The organism is Kitasatospora sp. NPDC048194 (assembly GCF_043202455.1).
GTDB lineage: Bacteria > Actinomycetota > Actinomycetes > Streptomycetales > Streptomycetaceae > Kitasatospora.
In genome coordinates, this window is the sequence record NZ_JBIDAK010000008.1 from 39,268 (window position 1) to 55,803 (window position 16,536).

Sequence of the window (16,536 nt, forward strand, 5' to 3'; positions counted from 1 at the left end):
ACTTTTTTGGTGGGGTTTGGGGGGGGGGGGGGGGGGGGGGGGGGGGGGGGGGGGGGGCCCCCCCCCCCCCCCCCCCCCCTCCCGTCCCTCGCGCTGACTCGGACCGGGTACCGCCCCCGCTCACTCCAACTCGGCGCCCTCCCCGCTCACTCGAACTCGGTGCCGCCCTTGCGCGTCAGGTAGGCGTCGCTGACCACCTTGGCGATCGCCCGCCCGCCCAGCACCGGGCTCCAGCGCTCCGTCACCGGCCGGATCACCACGCCCTCGCGCAGGTGGAGTCCGCGCCCGGAGTGGGTCTCCTCGCCCTGGGCGTGCTCCAGGACGGTGGCGGTGTCGAACGGCCCGCGCCACAGCTCGGGCACCAACGGAAGTTCGCCCTCCAGCAGTTCGGCGGCCGGCAGCCAGGTCAGCTGTCCGTCGATCACGGCCGACACGTCGAACGCGGCGTACCCGGGCCGCCCGCTGCGCGCGGAGGCCCCGTACGTCAGGTCCTGGACGCCCTCGCCGAACACCTCGCCGAAGATGCCCACCCGCTCGGCGCCCAGTTCCTCGGCCAGCCGGGCCGCCACCGCCGGGATGTCGTACGCGCGCACCGCCCGCCAGTACAGGTTGCGCCCGTCCTCGACCAGGGCCAGCCCCTGGGCGCCGATCCCCTTGGAGGACACCTGCACCTCGCCGGTCGCGGCGGTGTACGTGACCAGGCAGCAACTGCCGTGCAGCTTCTCGGTGAGCACCACGGGCTCCCCCGGCTCGAAGACGTCGGGGTGGCGCTTGAGGTTCTCGACGTCCACCCAGGGCAGCAGGTGCGGTGCGCCGACCACCTCGCCGCTCATCGACGCGGGCACCGGCGGCTGCCACTTGACGATGCCGAGCAGCTCGGCGAAGTCCTCGCCCCGCTCCGCGGCCGCGGCCAGATCGGTGTCACCGAGGGCGGCGGGCCGGCAGACGATGCCCTGGGAGAGCTCCCCGCGCAGCCGTACCGCCTTCACCCGGTCCGCCCGCGAGCCGGCCAGCTTGCCGGTCAGCCCGAGCTCGCCGATCAACTCTGCCGGGAGGACGGCCTGTTCGGGGATGTAGAGGGCGTGGTCACCGCTCCGGTAGGCACCCTTGGCGACCACCGCGCGGTAGAGGCCGACCTGCGCCAGCTCCAGCGCGTCGGCGTTCGGGTGCTCGAGGATGACGAGCCTCTCGGCGGTGACTCGAAGTGTGGACATGCGGGCTCCTCCCCCTTGGCTCGCTCACTGGGCCCGCCCGGCACGACCGCGCTTCGGCCGTACGGCCGGGCTGCGAACACTCTGTCCCCCCGGCCGGCCCCGACGCGACGGGTTTTCCCGGCCGGGCCGAGCCCTGGCACCGCGCCCGACCGCCGCCCGCCGGCGCCTCCGGCCCGAGCCTCCGGCGCCTCCGGCCGAACCGACCGGCCGCCGACGGCCTGCGCCGTTTGAGCCTTCCCACAGCGGCCCCGAGCCCCTCGGTGCAGCCCGTCTGTGCAAAGCGACAGGGGATTTATCACTCGCATTTGCGGCACTATGATCGCCGTAATGGCCGCACCTGCGGCCCGCCCCGCGCCCCTTCCGGCGCGCACCCTGGAGGGGAAGCACCGATGAGCACCCGCACCCACGCCAGCCGCAGACTCGCCGTCGCCGCCGCGGCGGCCCTCGTCCTCGGCCTCGGGGCCACCGCCTGCGGCAGCGGCGGCTCCTCCTCCGCTGCGGGCGGCAGCGCGAGCAGCGCCGGCAGCACGGCTGCCACGGGCAGCGCCACCGGCAGCGTCCCGAAGGCCCACGGCTCCGTCACCGTCTTCGCCGCCGCCTCGCTGAAGGAGACCTTCACCGACCTCGGCAAGAAGTTCGAGGCCGCCAACCCGGGCACCAAGGTCACGTTCAACTTCGGCGGCAGCTCCGCCCTCGCCGCCAGCATCAACTCCGGTGCCCCGGCGGACGTGTTCGCCGCCGCGAGCCCGGCCACCATGAAGACCGTCACCGACGCGGGCGGTGCCGGCGGCGAGCCGAGGACCTTCGTGAAGAACACCCTCACCATCGCCGTGCCCAAGGGCAACCCCAAGCACATCGCGGGCCTGAAGGACCTCACCGCCTCCGGCGTGAAGGTCGCGCTCTGTGCGAAGGAGGTGCCCTGCGGCGCCGCCGCCCAGACCGCGCTGAAGGCCGCGGGCCTCGACCTGACCCCGGTCACCCTGGAGCAGGACGTCAAGGGCGCGCTCACCAAGGTCGAGCTCGGCGAGGTCGACGCCTCGCTCGTGTACCGGACCGATGTGCGCTCCGATGCTGCGAAGATCGACGGCGTGGACTTCCCCGAGGCCGGCAAGGCCGTGAACGACTACCCGATCGCCGCGCTCGCCAAGGCCCCGAACAAGGACGGCGCCGCCGCCTTCGTGGCGTACGTCCAGTCCCCCGAGGCCGAGCAGGTGCTGACCGCGGCGGGCTTCCAGGCACCGTGAGGGAACGCACCACCGCCCGCGACGGCTCCTCGGGCCTGGACGTGCCGGCGACGGCAGGACCCGAACCGGTCCTGCCGCGCCGCCGCCCGGGCGCGCACCGCCTGCCGGTCGCACTGCTGCTCCCGGCACTCGTCGGCCTGGTGTTCCTGATCCTGCCGCTGGCAGGACTGCTGGTCCGGGCGCCGTGGAGCGGCCTGTCCGAGCAGCTCACCAGCGACGCCGTCTGGGACGCCCTGCGGTTGTCGCTGATCTGCGCGACCGCCGCCACCGCGGTCTCGCTGGTGCTCGGCGTGCCGCTGGCCTGGCTGCTCGCCCGCACCGAGCTGCCCGGTCGGCGGGTCGTCCGGGCCCTGGTGACCCTGCCGCTCGTGCTGCCCCCGGTGGTCGGCGGCGTGGCACTGCTGCTGGTGCTCGGGCGGCGCGGGATCGTCGGCTCCTGGCTGGACTCCGCCTTCGGCATCACCCTGCCCTTCACCACCGCCGGCGTCGTGATCGCCGAGGCCTTCGTGGCAATGCCCTTCCTGGTGATCAGCGTCGAGGGCGCGCTGCGGGCCGCCGACCCGCGCTACGAGGAGGCGGCCGCGACGCTGGGGGCGTCCCGGCTGACGGCGTTCCGCCGGGTCACCCTGCCGATGATCGCGCCGGGGATCGCCGCCGGAGCCGTACTGGCCTGGGCCCGGGCGCTCGGTGAGTTCGGTGCGACGATCACCTTCGCGGGCAACTTCCCCGGCCGCACCCAGACCATGCCGCTGGCCGTGTACCTGGCCATGGAGTCCGACCCGGAGGCCGCGATCGCCCTGTCCCTGGTCCTGCTAGCGGTCTCGGTCGCCGTCCTGGTCGGCCTGCGCGACCGCTGGATGTCCACCCCCTAGCGGTCCGAGCGGCCCCGGCGGCCCTCGGCGGCCCGGCGGCCCCGGAACCAGCCCCCGCCCCCTCCCGCACCGCCAGCGCAGAGCCGAAACGCGGAGTCGATGACGACGATGAGCACGTTCAGCACCTCGAGCACGCAGGACGTCCCGAGTCCCGCCCTGGACGCCCGGCTCCGGGTCGACCGCGCCGCGTTCACCCTCGACCTCGCCCTCGCCGCCGCTCCCGGTGAGGTGATCGCACTGCTCGGCCCGAACGGCGCCGGCAAGTCGACCGCACTGCGCGCCCTCGCCGGACTGCTCCCGCTCACCGGCGGCCACCTGTGCCTGGACGGCCGGGTGCTGGAGGAGCCGGCCCGGCGCCTGCACACCCCGGCGGAGGAGCGGCCGGTCGGCGTGGTGTTCCAGGACTACCTGCTGTTCCCGCACCTCAGCGCACTCGACAACATCGCCTTCGGGCCGCGCTGCCAGGGCCGCCCCAAGCGCGAGGCCCGGGCCGAGGCGGCGGCCTGGCTGGACCGGATGGGCCTGGCCGAGCACGCCTCGGTCCGCCCGGGCCGGCTCTCCGGCGGGCAGGCCCAGCGGGTGGCACTCGCCCGCGCGCTGGCCGTCCGACCCCGGCTGCTCCTGCTGGACGAGCCGCTGGCCGCGCTGGACGCCCGCACCCGGCTCGACGTGCGGGCCCGGCTCCGCCGCCACCTGGCCGAGTTCGAGGCGGTGGCGGTACTCGTCACGCACGACCCGCTGGACGCCATGGTGCTGGCCGACCGGCTGGTGGTGATCGAGGACGGCCGGGAAGTGCAGTCCGGGACCCCGGCCGAGGTCGCCCGGCGGCCGCGCACCGACTACATCGCCCGTCTGGTCGGCCTCAACCTGTACCAGGGCCGGGCCGAGGGCACCCGGGTCACCCTGCCGGAGGGCACGGTCGTGGTGACCACCGAGGAGCTGAGCGGCCCGGCCTTCGTGGCCTTCCCGCCCTCCGCCGTGACGCTGCACCGGGACCGGCCGCAGTCCAGCGCGCGCAACCTGTGGCAGCTCCGGGTCACCGGCCTGGACCTGCACGGCGACCAGGTGCGCGCCGAGCTCGCCGGGAGCCTGCCGATGGCCGCCGACCTCACCCCGGCGGCCGTCGCGGAACTGGGGCTGGCTCCGGGGGCGACGGTCTGGGCCTCGGTCAAGGCCACCCAGGCCCACGCCTACCCGGCCTGATCCCGAGCCGTCACGCCGAGGGCTCGACGAACCCCGACTCGTACGCCGCGATCACCGCCTGGGTGCGGTCCCGCGCGCCGAGCTTCGCCAGCACGCTGCTGACGTGCGTCTTCACCGTCTGCACGCCGAGGAACAGCCGCTCGGCGATCTCCCCGTTGCTGAGCCCCCGCGCCATCAGCCGCAGCACCTCCGCCTCGCGCTCGGTCAGTGCCGCCCGGGTCATGGCCGCCCGGGCGGCGGGGTTGCCGTGCCCGGCCGCCAGGCGGCGGATGGCGGCCGGGAACAGCAGCGACTCGCCCGCAGCCGCGAGCCGCACCGCGTGGGCGATCTCGGCCGGGCGGGAGCGCTTGAGCAGGAACCCGTCGGCGCCCGCGCGCAGCGCCTGGTACACGTAGTCGTCGTTCTCGAAGGTGGTCACCACCAGGATCCGCGGCGGCCGCTGCCCCGACCCGTCGGGTCGCAGCAGCTCCCGGGTGGCCGCCAGGCCGTCCAGGACGGGCATCCGGACGTCCATCAGCACCACCTGCGGTCGCAACGCGCGAGCCAGTGCCACCGCCTGCACGCCGTCGGCCGCCTCGCCGACCACCCGCAGGTCGCCCTGGGCCTCCAGGACGGCGCGCATCCCGGCCCGGACCAGGTCCTCGTCGTCGGCGAGCAGGATGTCGGTCGGGCCGCTCGCCGCGCTCCCCCGGCCGTTTCCAAGATCGTTCGTCACGAGCCCAAGCGTAGGGGCAGGCGGACGTCGAGCACCCACGCCCCGTCCCCGTCGGCGGAGGGCCCGGCGGTGGCCTCGCCCCCGAGCAGGGTGGCGCGCTCGCGGATGCCGCGCAGCCCCTTGCCGCCCCTGCGCGGCGTGCCCCGCCCCGCCGCCGGCGCCAGGCGGTTGGCGCAGCGCAGTTCCAACCGGCCGTCCCGGACGGCTATCCGGACGTCGACCGGCTCGCCGGGCGCGTACTTGAGCGCGTTGGTGACGCCCTCCTGGACGATCCGGTAGGACTCCCGGGAGAGCACTCCGGGCAGCGCGCCGGTCGGCACCTCGATGCGCGCCTCGACCGGGTTGCCGGCCGCGCGGGCCGTGTCGAACAGCGCGGGGAGCTGCTCGACGCCGGGCTGCTCGGTGGCCGCGCCGCCGGCGGCTCCCGCCGGGGTCTCGCGCAGCAGGACGAGGGTGCGTTCGAGGTCCTCCATGGCCTGCCGCCCGGTCTCCTCGATGACTTCGAGCGCCTTGGCGACGAAGGCCGCGTCCCCGACCTCCCGCGCGGCACCGGCCTGGAGGACCGTCACCGTCAGCGCGTGGCCGATGGAGTCGTGCAGCTCGCGGGCCAACCGGTTGCGCTCCAGCAGCCGTTCGGCCCGCAGCTCCGCCTCCGCCAGCCGCTCCGCCGGTGACGGCCCCAGCAGCCGCGCGGCCATGGCGAGTTGCAGGCGGCCCGCCCAGACCGCCAGCCAGCCGTAGCCGAACGCCAGGAGCGGGGCCAGCGGGAGGTACCGGAGGGCGTCCGGCCCGGTCAGCAGGTCGAAGGCCGGCGCGAGCCCGAGGACGATCGCGAAGCCGACCGCCGAACCGAGGGCCACCCGTCCGACCAACCAGCCCGCGGTGCGCCGCCGGTCGGTCCAGGTGCGGGAAGGCTCCACGCCGATGTCCTCCTCGCGGTCGGGCACCAGCAGCAGCCGCGCCTGAACGCCCTCGGCCCGGCGCACGGCGGGGACGAGCGCGACCAGCACGAGGAGCACGACGTCCAGGGAGACGGCCTGCACCAGGATCGTGCCGAGGGTCTTGTCGTACGTCCCCGGATAGATCATCAGGATCACGCCGGCGAAGATCCACCCGACCAGCAGGTGCAGCAGCCGGGCGTAGGTGGCACCGGCCACCAGCGGCGCGAGGGCCCTGCGCGGCGCGCCTCCGGGCCGTCCGCCCCGGCGCGGTCGGAGCCGGAACATGGTCTGACGTGGCATCGGGCCATCCTGCCAGCTCGCCGGCGCTGCCGGGTCCCCCGGGGGTTGCCGGGCGCTCCCTCCCCGGAGGGAGTCGCGTCCCCGCCCCGGCGGGATCCGCCCGGCCGCCCGCTCCGGTCGAATGGGACCACCGTCCGGGCCGCGGACGGTGACCACCGCGAGGAGGGAGGCGGCCGTGATCGAGATCCAGGGCCTGACCAAGGAGTACGACGGCCGGCGGGTCGTCGACGACCTGTCGTTCGAGGTCCGGCCCGGCGTGGTGACCGGGTTCCTCGGCCCGAACGGCTCCGGGAAGAGCACCACCATGCGGCTGGTCCTCGGCCTCGACCGCCCCACCGCCGGACGCGCCCTGGTCGGCGGCCGCCCGTACGCCGAACTCGCCACGCCGCTGCGGCAGGTCGGCGCACTGCTGGACGCCCACGCCCTGCACGGCGGCCGGACGGCGCGGGGGCACCTGCGCTGGATCGCCGCGAGCAACGGCCTGCCGCGGCGGCGGGTCGCCGAGGTGCTGGCCCAGGTCGGGCTGACGGAGGCGGCCGAGCGCCGGATCCGGGGCTTCTCGCTCGGGATGCGCCAGCGCCTCGGGGTGGCGGCGGCCCTGCTCGGCGATCCGCCGGTGCTGCTGCTGGACGAACCGGTCAACGGCCTGGACCCGGAGGGCATCCGCTGGATCCGCACCCTGCTGCGCGACCTGGCGGCCGAGGGCCGGGCGGTGCTGGTCTCCTCCCACCTGATGACCGAAATGGCGCTCACCGCCGACCACTTGGTGGTGATCGGTCGCGGCCGGCTGCTCGCGGACGCCGCCACCTCCGAGTTCATCGACCGCCACGGCCGCACCCGGGTCCGGGTCCGCGCCGTGGACGCGGCCAAACTCGCCGCCCTGCTCGGCGGGGGCGGCCACGGCCTCGACGCCGTCGAGGTCGACGGCGGCGCCTGGGAGGTGGCCGGCGCCGAACCCGAGCGGGTCGCGGCGCTGGCCGCCGCCGCCGGCGTGGTGCTGTACGAGATCGCGGTCCAACAGGACTCCCTGGAGGAGGCGTTCATGCGGATGACCGCCGACAGCGTCGAGTACCGCGCGGGGGCCGCCGCATGAGCGCCCGGCCGTCCGCCGTCGACGCCTTCCGGGCGGAGCGGATCAAGCTCACCACGCTCCGCTCGCTCTGGCTCCCACCGCTGTTCGCCGTGCTGCTCGCCGTCGGCACCACCACGGCCGTCGGCGCGGTCCTCGGCGGCAGGGACCGCTCCATCACCGACGACCCGGGCGTCGGCGTCTTCTACGGCCTCAACTTCGGCCAGGCGGCCCTGGTGGCCTTCGGTGTGCTGCTGCTCGGCCAGGAGTTCAACACCCGGATGCTCGACGTCTCGCTCACCGCCGTCCCCCGGCGGGGCCGGCTCTACGGCGCCAAGCTGGCCGTGGGCGCGCTGGTCGGGCTCGGGGCGGGCGCGCTCGGCACGGCGGGTGCCTTCGCCGGGTACGCGGCGACCGTGCCCGGCGCCTGGCACGGCCCCGCCTTCGCCCGGGCGGCCGCGGCCGGAGTGCTGTACCCGGCGCTGCTGGTGGTGTTCTGCCTCGGGGCGACCGCGCTGCTGGGAAACCTGACCGCCGCCATGGGCCTGCTGGGCCCGACGGTGTTCCTGCTCTCGCCACTGCTGGCCGGCGTGCCCGGAGTCCGCCGGGTGGTCCAGTTCCTCCCCGACCGGGCCGGCCAGTACGCGCTGCACTACGCCGACGACCCGCAGGTCGCGTACGGGCACGGGACCGGACTGCTGATCATGGCGCTCTGGACGGCGCTGGCGGCGTACGGCGGCCTGCGGGCCGTTCGGCGGGCCGGCTGAACGCGGGCGGACGACCGATCGAAGGAGAACGAGGATGAGCCTCGGCAACGCCCTGCGCGCCGAACGGATCAAGTTCACCACCCTGCCCTCGCAGTGGGCGGCGCCGCTGACCTCGGTGGTGGTCACCGTCGGGGTGACCGCGGCCGTCAACGCCGTCTACGGCGCGAAGGACCACACCCCCGGCGAGGACCCGGCCGGGGGGATCTACTACGGACTGCTGTTCGGGCACGTGGCCCTGGCCTGCCTGGGAATCCTGCTGATCGGGCAGGAGTTCAACACCCGGATGATCGGCGGCTCGCTCACCGCCGTGCCCCGACGCGACCGGCTCTACGGCGCCAAGCTCGCGCTCGGCGCGGGACTCGGCCTGCTGGTGGGACTGGTGTCGACGGCCGGATCCTTCCTCGCCGTCCGGGAGACCGCGGGGCTGGACCTGTCCACCCCGGGCCTCGGCCGCAGCTTCCTGGCCGGCGTGCTCTACCACCCGATGATGGTGCTGCTCTGCCTCGGACTGACCGCGATGCTCGGCAACTTCAGCGCGGCGCTCGGCCTGCTCACGCCGATGGTGTTCCTCGGCACGACCTGGCTGACCGCGGTTCCCGGCGTCCGGGAGGCCGCCCAGTTCCTGCCCGACCGCGCCGGACTGTACGCGATGCGCACCGCGACCGAGCCGGGCGTCCACTACGGCCACTGGACCGCGCTGCTGATCATGGCGCTCTGGACCACCGCGGCGGTGTACGGCGGGCTGCGGGCGATGCGGCGTTACGAGGGTCCGGGCGCGTAGCGAACGGGGGGGAGACGGGCGCCGGACGGGCGCGGACGCGCGAACAGGCGACCGTTGCCTGTTCGCCCGTCCGGTTCTCCGGCTCTACGGCTCTACGGCTCTACGGCTCTCCGGGCCGTCCGGCTGCCCGGCGCGATCCGCGATCCCGGTTCGCGGGCCCGCCGGCCGCGAACCGGCGCCGGTCGTCAGCCGGCCGGCGTCACCGCAGCGCCGGATGGTCCGCGATCACCGTGCAGCTCCCCGGTGCGATCTCCGTGAAGCCGGCGTCCTGGACCACCGGGAGACCGCTGCCCACCAGATCCGCCCACGCCTCGGCCGGGGCCGTCCGGACGGCGAGCGCGAACCCGGACTCCGCCCACTCCTTGCGCTGCGCGTCGTCGAGCCGCCACCAGGCGAGCTGGGCGGCGTGCCCGGTCTGCGCCATCGTCTTGCCGGCGCTCATCTCCAGCTCCGGGTTGAGCCACAGCACCGGCAGCCCCGGCTCGGGCGCCCCGACCTCGGCCGTCTCCTCCAGGTCCGTCCCGGAGACCTGGAGCTTGGCGAGTTCCTTGGGCCAGCCGTCCAGCGGGATCGGCGGGAACACCCGCACCTCCGCGTCCCCTCCCCGCACGGTGATGCCCGGCAGCTCCCCCGCCCGGCGCCACTCGCCGCCGCGGGCCCGCCGGACGACCTTGCGGATCCGGGCGTCCTCCCACGCCGTGACCCGCTCCGCCCACTCGCCGTCCGCCTCGGTCACCCTCGGGTCGGCGAGCAGCGTGAGCACCGCCCGCGCCGAGGTCTCCAGCGCGTCCGTCCGCCCCGGCGGCGTGGCCTTCTCCAACCGGACGACCAGCGGCAGCACGTACTGCGGCCGCGCGTCGCGGCCCTGGGGAGCAGCGGAGTCGGCGGGCGCCGGAACGTCCTCGGCGGCAGCGGGAACGGGGGCCGGGGCGTCGGGCACCGGGGAGTCTAGCGCTGGGGAGTCGTACGGAGAAGTCACCCGTCCAGGATGCCAGCCCCCCGCCGCCCGCCCCGGTCCGCCCCCGGCCGCTCCGGACCGCCCCGGACCGCCCCGGACCGCGCACGAACCACCGCCGAACCGCCGCCGCGGACCGCCCGGCCCGGCCGTCCGCCGCGCCCCGGGACCTCAGCGCAGCCGCTGCCGCAGTTCGTCCACCGCTGCCCGGATGCCCGCGCTGTAGGCGTCCGCGGGCAGCGCGTCCAGGCTCCGCACCGCCCGTTCGAGCTGCTCGCGCGCCCGCTCCGGCTCACCGAGCTTGAGGTGGTCCGAGGCCAGGTTGAGGTGCAGCGTCGGGTAGAAGGCGCGCACCTGGTGGGCCGACTCGTAGGTGCGGGCGCGCTCGGCGGTCAGCGAGTCGGCAGCCGCGAGCGCCCGCCGGTCCCACTCCAGCTCGGCCCGGGGGTCCTCCTGCAGATCGGCCAGATAGTGCGCCAGGACGCAGCGGTGGAACACGTCCCGTTCTCCCAGCGCGTCCCAGAGCGCCTCGAAACTGGCCCGCGCCTCCGCCGTGCGCCCGCGCTGAGCCGCCTGCACACCGCCCAGTCCGAGGGCGATCCGGGTCAGCGCCGACTCCTCCCCGCCCGGCTCCTGCGAGGACGCGCCCGACGCGCCGGAAGCCTCGGCGGGGCCGGAGGGGCCGGAGGAGGCGGACATGCCGGTCACATGAGACGTATCGGACATGCCCGCAGCCTAACCGCCCGGTCGGTCCGACGCCGCCGCCCGGCCTCCGCTCAGCGCCGGTACCCGCGCTGCGGGTCCCGCTCCTCCGCGTCCTCGTACGTCAGGAACCACCCCTCCGGGTGCGTCGCCGCCAGCAGCAGCTCGGTGCGCTGCTCCGCGCTGAGCTCCGGGTCCCCCTCGTCCGGTCCGTACACGCCGAACAGCTCGTCGTGGCAGCCGTCCCAGTCGTAGTCGTAGAGGTCGGCCGGCAGGTCGCCCATCATGTCGGCCACCGACTCGGGCTGGGAGCCCAGCAGCGCCCGGGCGTCCACCAGCGCCATCCGCAGCGCGATCTCCTCGGCCAGGCAGCGCGGCAGCGGCCACTCGCCGAGCGCGAGGTCGTCGGCCAGGTCGTCGAAGGCCCGGGCCATCGCGCGGCGCCAGCCCCGGTGGAGGTGCCAGGTGCGCTGGGGCAGCCGGGCGAAGACCGTCCAGTCGGCGTCCTCGTCGTCGACCACCGGGTCGTCCCCGTGCTCGTCCAGGTCGTCGTACGCGGCGTCGCCCAGGCCGATCAGCTGGGCGTGCAGCAGGCAGGCGGTGCGCGGGGTGAGCGTCCAGTCGGCGCCCGCGCCACCGTCCTCGTCCTCGCCGTCGAGCGGGAACAGGTCGGCGAAATCCGGTGTGAAGTCCTCGGTGACGCTGATCTCCAGGGTGCCGCCGATCGCCTCGACGCCCGGGATGACGGCCACCAGCCGGTCGGGGTGCAGCAGCGCACCGAGCGCCGCGTTGGCGTCCTCGGCCACCTCGCGCAGCAGTTCGCGGCGCTGGCCGGCCGGGTCGACGCCCGCGAAGTCCAGGTCCTCGACGGCTCTGATCGCGGCCGCGCGCAGTGCCGGCCAGTCGGTGATCCGCAGGCCCAGCACCACCGTCGCCTCGATCTCCGACGCGCCGGAGTACTCCGCCGCGCCCGGCCCCTGCGGATGATCGTTTCGCTCGCCCATGGGGCTACGGTACGGCTTTTCGGCCGCCCGATCACCGGTCTGATCCAGCTTCTCGAGGCCTTCTCGGCCACCCTTGGCCGTGCCTGCCTCACCCGGACGCAGGACCCCGGCAGGATGGGCGGCATGGCTGACATCAACGAGTACGGCGGCGGGCAGGGCCCGAACGCCGACGTCATGGTCGTGACCACCAACGACATCCCCGGTTTCCGGGTCGACCACGTGATCGGCGAGGTGTTCGGGCTCACCGTGCGCAGCCGCCACCTCGGCAGCCAGATCGGCGCCGGGCTGAAGTCGCTGATCGGCGGTGAGCTGCGCGGGCTGACGAAGACCCTCGTGGAGAGCCGCAACGAGGCGATGCAGCGCCTGGTCGAACAGACCAAGGCGCGTGGCGGCAACGCGGTGCTGATGATGCGGTTCGACGTGACCGAGGCGGCGGACGTCGGCACCGAGGTCTGCGCCTACGGCACGGCCGCGGTCATCTCCCCCATCGCCTGACGCCGGGGAACAGTCACCGCCGCCGGGATGTTTCACCGGCGTGACTGTTTACGGTGCAACGAACGGTGCCGGGTCCGGCGCCGCCCCCGAACGCGTGGACGTCCTGGTGGTGGGCGCCGGGCAGGCGGGTCTGTCCGCCGCCTACCACCTGCGCCGCCGCGGCTTCGCCCCGCACCGGGAGGGCGTCGACGGCGGCTTCGTCGTGCTCGACGGCAACGCCTCGCCCGGCGGCGCCTGGGCCCACCGCTCGCCGTCCCTGCGGATGGCCACCGTGCACGGTTTCCACGACCTCCCGGACGCCGAACTGCCACCGGTCGACCCGGAGGCACCCGCACGCGAGGTGGTGCCGGGGTACTTCGCGGCGTACGAGGCCCGGCACGCGCTCCCGGTCGTGCGCCCGGTCTCGGTGCGCGCGGTGCGCGCGGAGTCGGAGCTGCCGACCTCCCGGCTGCTGGTCGAGACCGACCGGGGCACCTGGTCCACCCGCGCGCTGGTCAACGCCACCGGCACCTGGACCCGCCCCTTCCTGCCGCACTACCCGGGGCACTTCGCGGGCCGCCAGCTGCACTACGCCGACTACCGCGGCCCCGAGGAGTTCACCGGTCGGCGCGTCCTGGTGGTGGGCGGCGGCGCCTCGGCGATCCAGGTGCTGTCCGAGGTCGCGGCGGTCGGCGAGACGGTCTGGGTCACCCGCTCCGAACCCGTCTACCACGACGGCCCGTTCACCCCCGAGTACGGACGCGCGGTGGTCGCCCGGGTCGAGGAGCGGGTCCGCCTGGGCCTGCCGGTGCGCAGCGTGGTGAGCGTCACCGGCCTCGGCCCCTCGGTCGCCTACCGGCGTGCCGAGGAGCTGGGCGCGCTGCACCGCCGGCCGATGTTCGACCGGCTCACCGAGCACGGCGTCGCCTGGGGCGACCAGGAGCTGGCGGTGGACGCGATCGTCTGGGCGACCGGATTCCGGCCGGAGGTCGGCCATCTGGCGCCGCTCGGCCTGCGCTCCCCCGGCGGCGGCATCGCGCTCACCGGCACCCGCGCCACCGCCGACCCGCGCGTCCACCTGGTCGGCTACGGTCCGTCCGCCAGCACCATCGGCGCCAACCGGGCCGGGCGCGCCGCCGTCAAGGACCTGGTCAAGCTGCTCGGGGACCCGGCGAAGGAGCCCGGGACGGCACCGGCCGGGCCCCGGTCGGCACCGGCCGGGCCCGGGAGGGCCGCCGTCGCCGTCTGAGTCCCGGCCGCCCGGCAGCTCCCGTTCGAGGGACCCTGCCGGGCGCCGGCTCCCTCGGCGGACCGGTCAGCGGTCGTAGTCGACCGTCACCCGGTCGGTGACCGGGCGGGCCTGGCAGGTGAGGACGTAGCCGGCCGCCAGCTCCTTCTCCTCCAGCGCGAAGTTGCGTCGCATGTCCACCTCGCCCTCGGTGACCAGCGCACGGCAGGTGCCGCAGACGCCGCCCTTGCAGGCGAACGGCAGGTCGGGGCGGGAGCGCTGGGCGCCGTCCAGGATCGAGCGGTCGCGCGGCAGGGTGAGGGTGCTGCCACGGCCGTCGAGGACGACGGTGACCTCGCTGCGCTCTCCGCTGCCGCCCAGGGCGTCGCCGTCCGCGCCTTCCCCGTCCTCGTCGCGCTCGGCGAGCGGCTCGTCCTCGGCGTGGAACAGCTCCTGGTGCACCCGCTCACCGGGCACGCCCAGGTCGGCGAGGAGTTCCTTCGCGTCCGCGACCATGCCGAACGGGCCGCACAGCCACCAGTGCCCGACGCCACCCACGTCCACCAGCGCCGCGAGCAGCGCCCGCACCCGCTCCCCGTCCAGTCGGCCGCTGAGCAGTTCGGCGTCCCTGGTCTCCCGGGAGAGCACGTGGACCAGCTGGAACCGGTCGAGGTAGCGGTCCTTCAGGTCGGCCAGCTCGTCCGCGAACATCACGGTGTCGCTGCGCCGGTTGCCGTAGAGCAGGGTGACGGTGGAGCGCCGGTCGGCGGCCAGGACGGAGGCGGCGATCGACAGCATCGGGGTGATGCCGGAGCCGGCCGCGAGCAGCACGTGGTCGGCGGGGACGCCCAGCTCGGGCGTGAAGAGGCCGGACGGGGTGAGGACCTCCACCTCCTCGCCGGGCCGGGCCTCGCGCACCAGCCAGCGGGAGAACAGCCCGCCGGGCACCTCCCGGACGGCGATCCGCAGCGGGCCGCCGACGGGGGCGCAGATCGAGTAGGAGCGGCGCTCGTCGGCGCCGTCCACCACCTTGCGCAGGGTCAGGGTCTGCCCGGGCCGGAAGGCGTACTCGGCCGCCAGCTCGTCCGGCACCTCGAAGGTCACCGCCACGGCGTCGTCGCAGAGCCGCTCCACCCGGTCGATCCGCAGCCGGTGGAAGGCCGGGCGGCGCGCCGGTCGCACGGCGGACACGGCGTCGAGCGGGTCGACGGCGTCGAGCGCGTCCACGGCGTCCACGGCGTCCACGGCGTCCACGGCGTCGGCAGGGGCCGGGGACGTGGCGGACGCCCCGGACGCTGCGGAGGCGGCTGGAGAGGCGGCGGGCATTCAGATCTCCTTGACGCGTTCGAAGGGCTCACGGCAGGCGCGGCAGCGCCAGAGCGCCTTGCAGGCGGTGGAGCCGAAGCGGGACAGCTCCTCCGTGTCGGTGCCGCCGCACTGCGGGCAGGGCACCGGGACGGCGGCGGCTCCGGTGCGGGCGGGCCCGAGGGTGAGCGGGACGGGACCTCCGGCGGCGGCAGCCGAGCCGGGGCGCGGCGGCGCGATCCCGGCCTCGGCGAGCTTGCGGCGGCCCTCGCGGGTGATCAGGTCGGTGGACCACGGCGGGTCCAGCCGCAGCCGCACCCGGACCTCCGGGTACCCGGCCGCGCGCAGTCGGCGGTCCACGTCGGCGGCCATCTCGGCGACGGCCGGGCAGCCGGAGTAGGTCGGGGTGAGCCAGGCGGTCACCGCGCCGTCGGCGCCGTCGACCTCGACGTCGGCCAGCACGCCCAGGTCCGCCAGCGTGAGCATGGGCAGCTCCGGGTCCGGGACGGCCGCGGCGACCGACCAGGCGAGGTCGCGGGTGGTGGTCCCGGTGCCCGTCACCACGTCGCCCCGGGGTGCGCGCGGGCCACCACCTGGAGCTCGGCCAGCAACGGGCCGAGCGCCTCGGTGTGCACCCCGTCCCGGCCGGCCCGGCCGAGCACGGTGGCCAGCGGCGGGACGTCCGGCACGGTCAGCCCCGCCTCGGCGATGACGGCGCCGAGCGAGCGCAGCACGGGTCCGCGCAGCTCCGCCGGGTCGACGCCGACCCTCAGCTCCACCGGGTGCCCGGTGAACAGCTCCTCCAGCAGCGGCCACACCGCGTCCAGCCCGGCCTGCATCCGCTCCGCCGAGTGCGGCGTGCCGTCGCCGAGCCGCAGCGTCCAGGCGGTGGCGTACTCGCGGTGGTAGGCGAGCTCCTTGACGCCCCGGGTGGCGACCGCGGCCAGTACCGGGTCCGGGTGGCTGCCCAGCGCCTCGTAGAGGGCGCCGCGGGCGGTGGCGAACAGCAGCAGCCGGGCGACGGAGTACGCGAAGTCGCCGTTCGGCGCCTCGACCAGGCGGACGTTGCGGAACTCGTGCTCGTCCCGCCAGTACGCCAGGTCGTCCTCGGTACGGCCGGAGCCGTCCGCCTGGCCGGCCCGGGTGAGCAGCAGGCGGGCCTGGCCGAGCAGGTCGAGGCCGAGGTTCGCGAGCGCGACCTCCTCCTCCAGCTCCGGCGCCCGGGTGCACCACTCGATCAGCCGCTGGGCGAGGATGAGGGCGTCGTCGCCGAGCATCTGGCAGTAGGCGGCGAGGTCGGCGCCGTCCAGTCCGGCGGGCAGGGCGGTGTCCACGCCGAGCAGCGGGTCGGCGAAGCCCGTCCCGTAGGCCCAGCGGCCCTCGCCCTCGGGGCCGGGCGTGGCGTCGGTGAGGCTGAGGTAGACGTGGTCGTCCTCGGTGGACGCGGTGTGGTCGTGCACGGTGGCTCCCCCGTCAGATGTGCGGGACATCCTCGGGGATGTCGTAGAAGGTCGGGTGGCGGTAGACCTTGTCGCCGCTGGGCTCGAAGAACGGGTCACGCTCGTCCGGGGTCGAGGCGGTGATCGCGTCCGAGCGGACCACCCAGAGGCTGACGCCCTCGTTGCGGCGGGTGTACAGGTCCCGGGCGGCGAGCAGCGCCATCCGGTCGTCGGACGCGTGCAGCGAGCCGACGTGGACGTGGTTCAGGCCGCGCCGGGGGCGTACGAACACCTCGTACAGCGGCCAGGCCGCCTTGGCCCCG

General features: G+C 75.4%; 18 protein-coding genes. 8 read left to right on the forward strand and 10 right to left on the reverse strand.

What is annotated here, in order from left to right; genetic code table 11:
• Window positions 1–146: 146 nt before the first annotated feature.
• On the reverse strand, window positions 147–1,214 hold the full coding sequence (locus ACGF07_RS12705) for an RNA ligase (ATP) (RefSeq protein WP_392897847.1): 1,068 nt from the start codon (window positions 1,212–1,214) through the stop codon (window positions 147–149).
• Window positions 1,215–1,603: 389 nt separating this feature from the next.
• Between ACGF07_RS12705 and modA the strand changes: the two genes are divergently transcribed.
• From modA to ACGF07_RS12720, 3 genes are all read left to right on the forward strand, one after another.
• Window positions 1,604–2,458 (forward strand): molybdate ABC transporter substrate-binding protein, encoded by an 855-nt coding sequence (gene modA, locus ACGF07_RS12710; RefSeq protein ID WP_392897849.1) that lies wholly within the window; start codon window positions 1,604–1,606, stop codon window positions 2,456–2,458.
• A gap of 41 nt (window positions 2,459–2,499) precedes the next feature.
• Window positions 2,500–3,330 (forward strand): ABC transporter permease, encoded by an 831-nt coding sequence (locus ACGF07_RS12715; protein WP_350736545.1) that lies wholly within the window; start codon window positions 2,500–2,502, stop codon window positions 3,328–3,330.
• A gap of 108 nt (window positions 3,331–3,438) precedes the next feature.
• Window positions 3,439–4,533: an ABC transporter ATP-binding protein gene (locus tag ACGF07_RS12720; protein ID WP_392897852.1), complete on the forward strand. Its 1,095-nt coding sequence runs from the start codon at window positions 3,439–3,441 to the stop codon at window positions 4,531–4,533.
• Window positions 4,534–4,543: 10 nt separating this feature from the next.
• Here ACGF07_RS12720 and ACGF07_RS12725 read toward each other — a convergent pair whose 3' ends face one another.
• Window positions 4,544–5,155: a response regulator gene (locus ACGF07_RS12725; RefSeq protein ID WP_392898250.1), complete on the reverse strand. Its 612-nt coding sequence runs from the start codon at window positions 5,153–5,155 to the stop codon at window positions 4,544–4,546.
• 89 nt (window positions 5,156–5,244) lie between these two features.
• On the reverse strand, window positions 5,245–6,489 hold the full coding sequence (locus tag ACGF07_RS12730) for a sensor histidine kinase (protein ID WP_392897855.1): 1,245 nt from the start codon (window positions 6,487–6,489) through the stop codon (window positions 5,245–5,247).
• Between the two features lie 175 nt (window positions 6,490–6,664).
• Between ACGF07_RS12730 and ACGF07_RS12735 the strand changes: the two genes are divergently transcribed.
• Genes ACGF07_RS12735 through ACGF07_RS12745 form a run of 3 tightly spaced genes read left to right on the forward strand, consistent with a single transcriptional unit; the run spans window position 6,665 to window position 9,106 of the window.
• The gene (locus ACGF07_RS12735) at window positions 6,665–7,582 is read left to right on the forward strand and encodes an ABC transporter ATP-binding protein (protein WP_392897858.1); all 918 of its coding nucleotides are present in this window, start codon (window positions 6,665–6,667) and stop codon (window positions 7,580–7,582) included.
• Window positions 7,579–8,325, forward strand: coding sequence for a hypothetical protein (locus tag ACGF07_RS12740; protein WP_392897861.1), 747 nt, complete (start codon window positions 7,579–7,581; stop codon window positions 8,323–8,325). The genes ACGF07_RS12735 and ACGF07_RS12740 overlap by 4 nt, the downstream gene beginning before the upstream one ends.
• Window positions 8,326–8,359: 34 nt before the next feature.
• The gene (locus tag ACGF07_RS12745; RefSeq protein ID WP_392897864.1) at window positions 8,360–9,106 is read left to right on the forward strand and encodes a hypothetical protein; all 747 of its coding nucleotides are present in this window, start codon (window positions 8,360–8,362) and stop codon (window positions 9,104–9,106) included.
• A 199-nt stretch (window positions 9,107–9,305) separates the two neighbouring features.
• On the opposite strand, the gene ACGF07_RS12750 is transcribed toward ACGF07_RS12745, so the two are convergent.
• From ACGF07_RS12750 to ACGF07_RS12760, 3 genes are all read right to left on the reverse strand, one after another.
• Window positions 9,306–10,046: an aminoacyl-tRNA hydrolase gene (locus ACGF07_RS12750; protein ID WP_392897867.1), complete on the reverse strand. Its 741-nt coding sequence runs from the start codon at window positions 10,044–10,046 to the stop codon at window positions 9,306–9,308.
• Window positions 10,047–10,232: 186 nt separating this feature from the next.
• A complete protein-coding gene (locus ACGF07_RS12755; protein WP_392897870.1) occupies window positions 10,233–10,787 on the reverse strand; it encodes a hypothetical protein in 555 nt (184 codons plus the stop codon).
• A gap of 50 nt (window positions 10,788–10,837) precedes the next feature.
• On the reverse strand, window positions 10,838–11,767 hold the full coding sequence (locus tag ACGF07_RS12760; protein WP_350736442.1) for a hypothetical protein: 930 nt from the start codon (window positions 11,765–11,767) through the stop codon (window positions 10,838–10,840).
• Window positions 11,768–11,890: 123 nt separating this feature from the next.
• Here ACGF07_RS12760 and ACGF07_RS12765 point away from each other — a divergent pair, with 123 nt between their 5' ends.
• Together ACGF07_RS12765 and ACGF07_RS12770 are read left to right on the forward strand one after the other, a co-directional pair.
• Window positions 11,891–12,262, forward strand: coding sequence for a YbjQ family protein (locus ACGF07_RS12765; RefSeq protein ID WP_350736439.1), 372 nt, complete (start codon window positions 11,891–11,893; stop codon window positions 12,260–12,262).
• Window positions 12,263–12,302: 40 nt separating this feature from the next.
• Window positions 12,303–13,490 carry an NAD(P)-binding domain-containing protein gene (locus tag ACGF07_RS12770; protein ID WP_392897873.1) on the forward strand — a complete coding sequence of 396 codons (1,188 nt, stop codon included), beginning with the start codon at window positions 12,303–12,305 and terminating at the stop codon, window positions 13,488–13,490.
• Between the two features lie 66 nt (window positions 13,491–13,556).
• Here the strand turns inward: ACGF07_RS12770 and paaE are convergent, their stop codons facing one another.
• Genes paaE through paaB form a run of 4 tightly spaced genes read right to left on the reverse strand, consistent with a single transcriptional unit; the run spans window position 13,557 to window position 16,514 of the window.
• Window positions 13,557–14,795: a 1,2-phenylacetyl-CoA epoxidase subunit PaaE gene (gene paaE, locus ACGF07_RS12775; RefSeq protein ID WP_392897876.1), complete on the reverse strand. Its 1,239-nt coding sequence runs from the start codon at window positions 14,793–14,795 to the stop codon at window positions 13,557–13,559.
• Window positions 14,796–15,338, reverse strand: coding sequence for a 1,2-phenylacetyl-CoA epoxidase subunit PaaD (gene paaD / locus ACGF07_RS12780; protein ID WP_392897879.1), 543 nt, complete (start codon window positions 15,336–15,338; stop codon window positions 14,796–14,798).
• Window positions 15,332–16,264 (reverse strand): 1,2-phenylacetyl-CoA epoxidase subunit PaaC, encoded by a 933-nt coding sequence (paaC, locus tag ACGF07_RS12785; protein WP_392897882.1) that lies wholly within the window; start codon window positions 16,262–16,264, stop codon window positions 15,332–15,334. Before paaC ends, paaD begins: the two co-directional genes overlap by 7 nt.
• Complete coding sequence (paaB, locus tag ACGF07_RS12790; protein ID WP_217680971.1) at window positions 16,248–16,514, reverse strand: 1,2-phenylacetyl-CoA epoxidase subunit PaaB; 267 nt, start codon at window positions 16,512–16,514, stop codon at window positions 16,248–16,250. The genes paaC and paaB overlap by 17 nt, the downstream gene beginning before the upstream one ends.
• Window positions 16,515–16,536 lie beyond the last annotated feature (22 nt).

Bases quoted from the DNA above. Each gene is read 5' to 3' on its own strand.
- ACGF07_RS12705 (WP_392897847.1), bottom strand. From the start codon at position 1,214: ATGTCCACACTTCGAGTCACCGCCGAGAGGCTCGTCATCCTCGAGCAC.
- modA (WP_392897849.1), top strand. From the start codon at position 1,604: ATGAGCACCCGCACCCACGCCAGCCGCAGACTCGCCGTCGCCGCCGCG.
- ACGF07_RS12720 (WP_392897852.1), top strand. From the start codon at position 3,439: ATGAGCACGTTCAGCACCTCGAGCACGCAGGACGTCCCGAGTCCCGCC.
- ACGF07_RS12725 (WP_392898250.1), bottom strand. From the start codon at position 5,155: ATGCGCGCCGTCCTGGAGGCCCAGGGCGACCTGCGGGTGGTCGGCGAG.
- ACGF07_RS12730 (WP_392897855.1), bottom strand. From the start codon at position 6,489: ATGCCACGTCAGACCATGTTCCGGCTCCGACCGCGCCGGGGCGGACGG.
- ACGF07_RS12740 (WP_392897861.1), top strand. From the start codon at position 7,579: ATGAGCGCCCGGCCGTCCGCCGTCGACGCCTTCCGGGCGGAGCGGATC.
- ACGF07_RS12745 (WP_392897864.1), top strand. From the start codon at position 8,360: ATGAGCCTCGGCAACGCCCTGCGCGCCGAACGGATCAAGTTCACCACC.
- ACGF07_RS12755 (WP_392897870.1), bottom strand. From the start codon at position 10,787: ATGTCCGATACGTCTCATGTGACCGGCATGTCCGCCTCCTCCGGCCCC.
- ACGF07_RS12760 (WP_350736442.1), bottom strand. From the start codon at position 11,767: ATGGGCGAGCGAAACGATCATCCGCAGGGGCCGGGCGCGGCGGAGTAC.
- ACGF07_RS12765 (WP_350736439.1), top strand. From the start codon at position 11,891: ATGGCTGACATCAACGAGTACGGCGGCGGGCAGGGCCCGAACGCCGAC.
- paaE (WP_392897876.1), bottom strand. From the start codon at position 14,795: ATGCCCGCCGCCTCTCCAGCCGCCTCCGCAGCGTCCGGGGCGTCCGCC.
- paaC (WP_392897882.1), bottom strand. From the start codon at position 16,264: ATGTCCCGCACATCTGACGGGGGAGCCACCGTGCACGACCACACCGCG.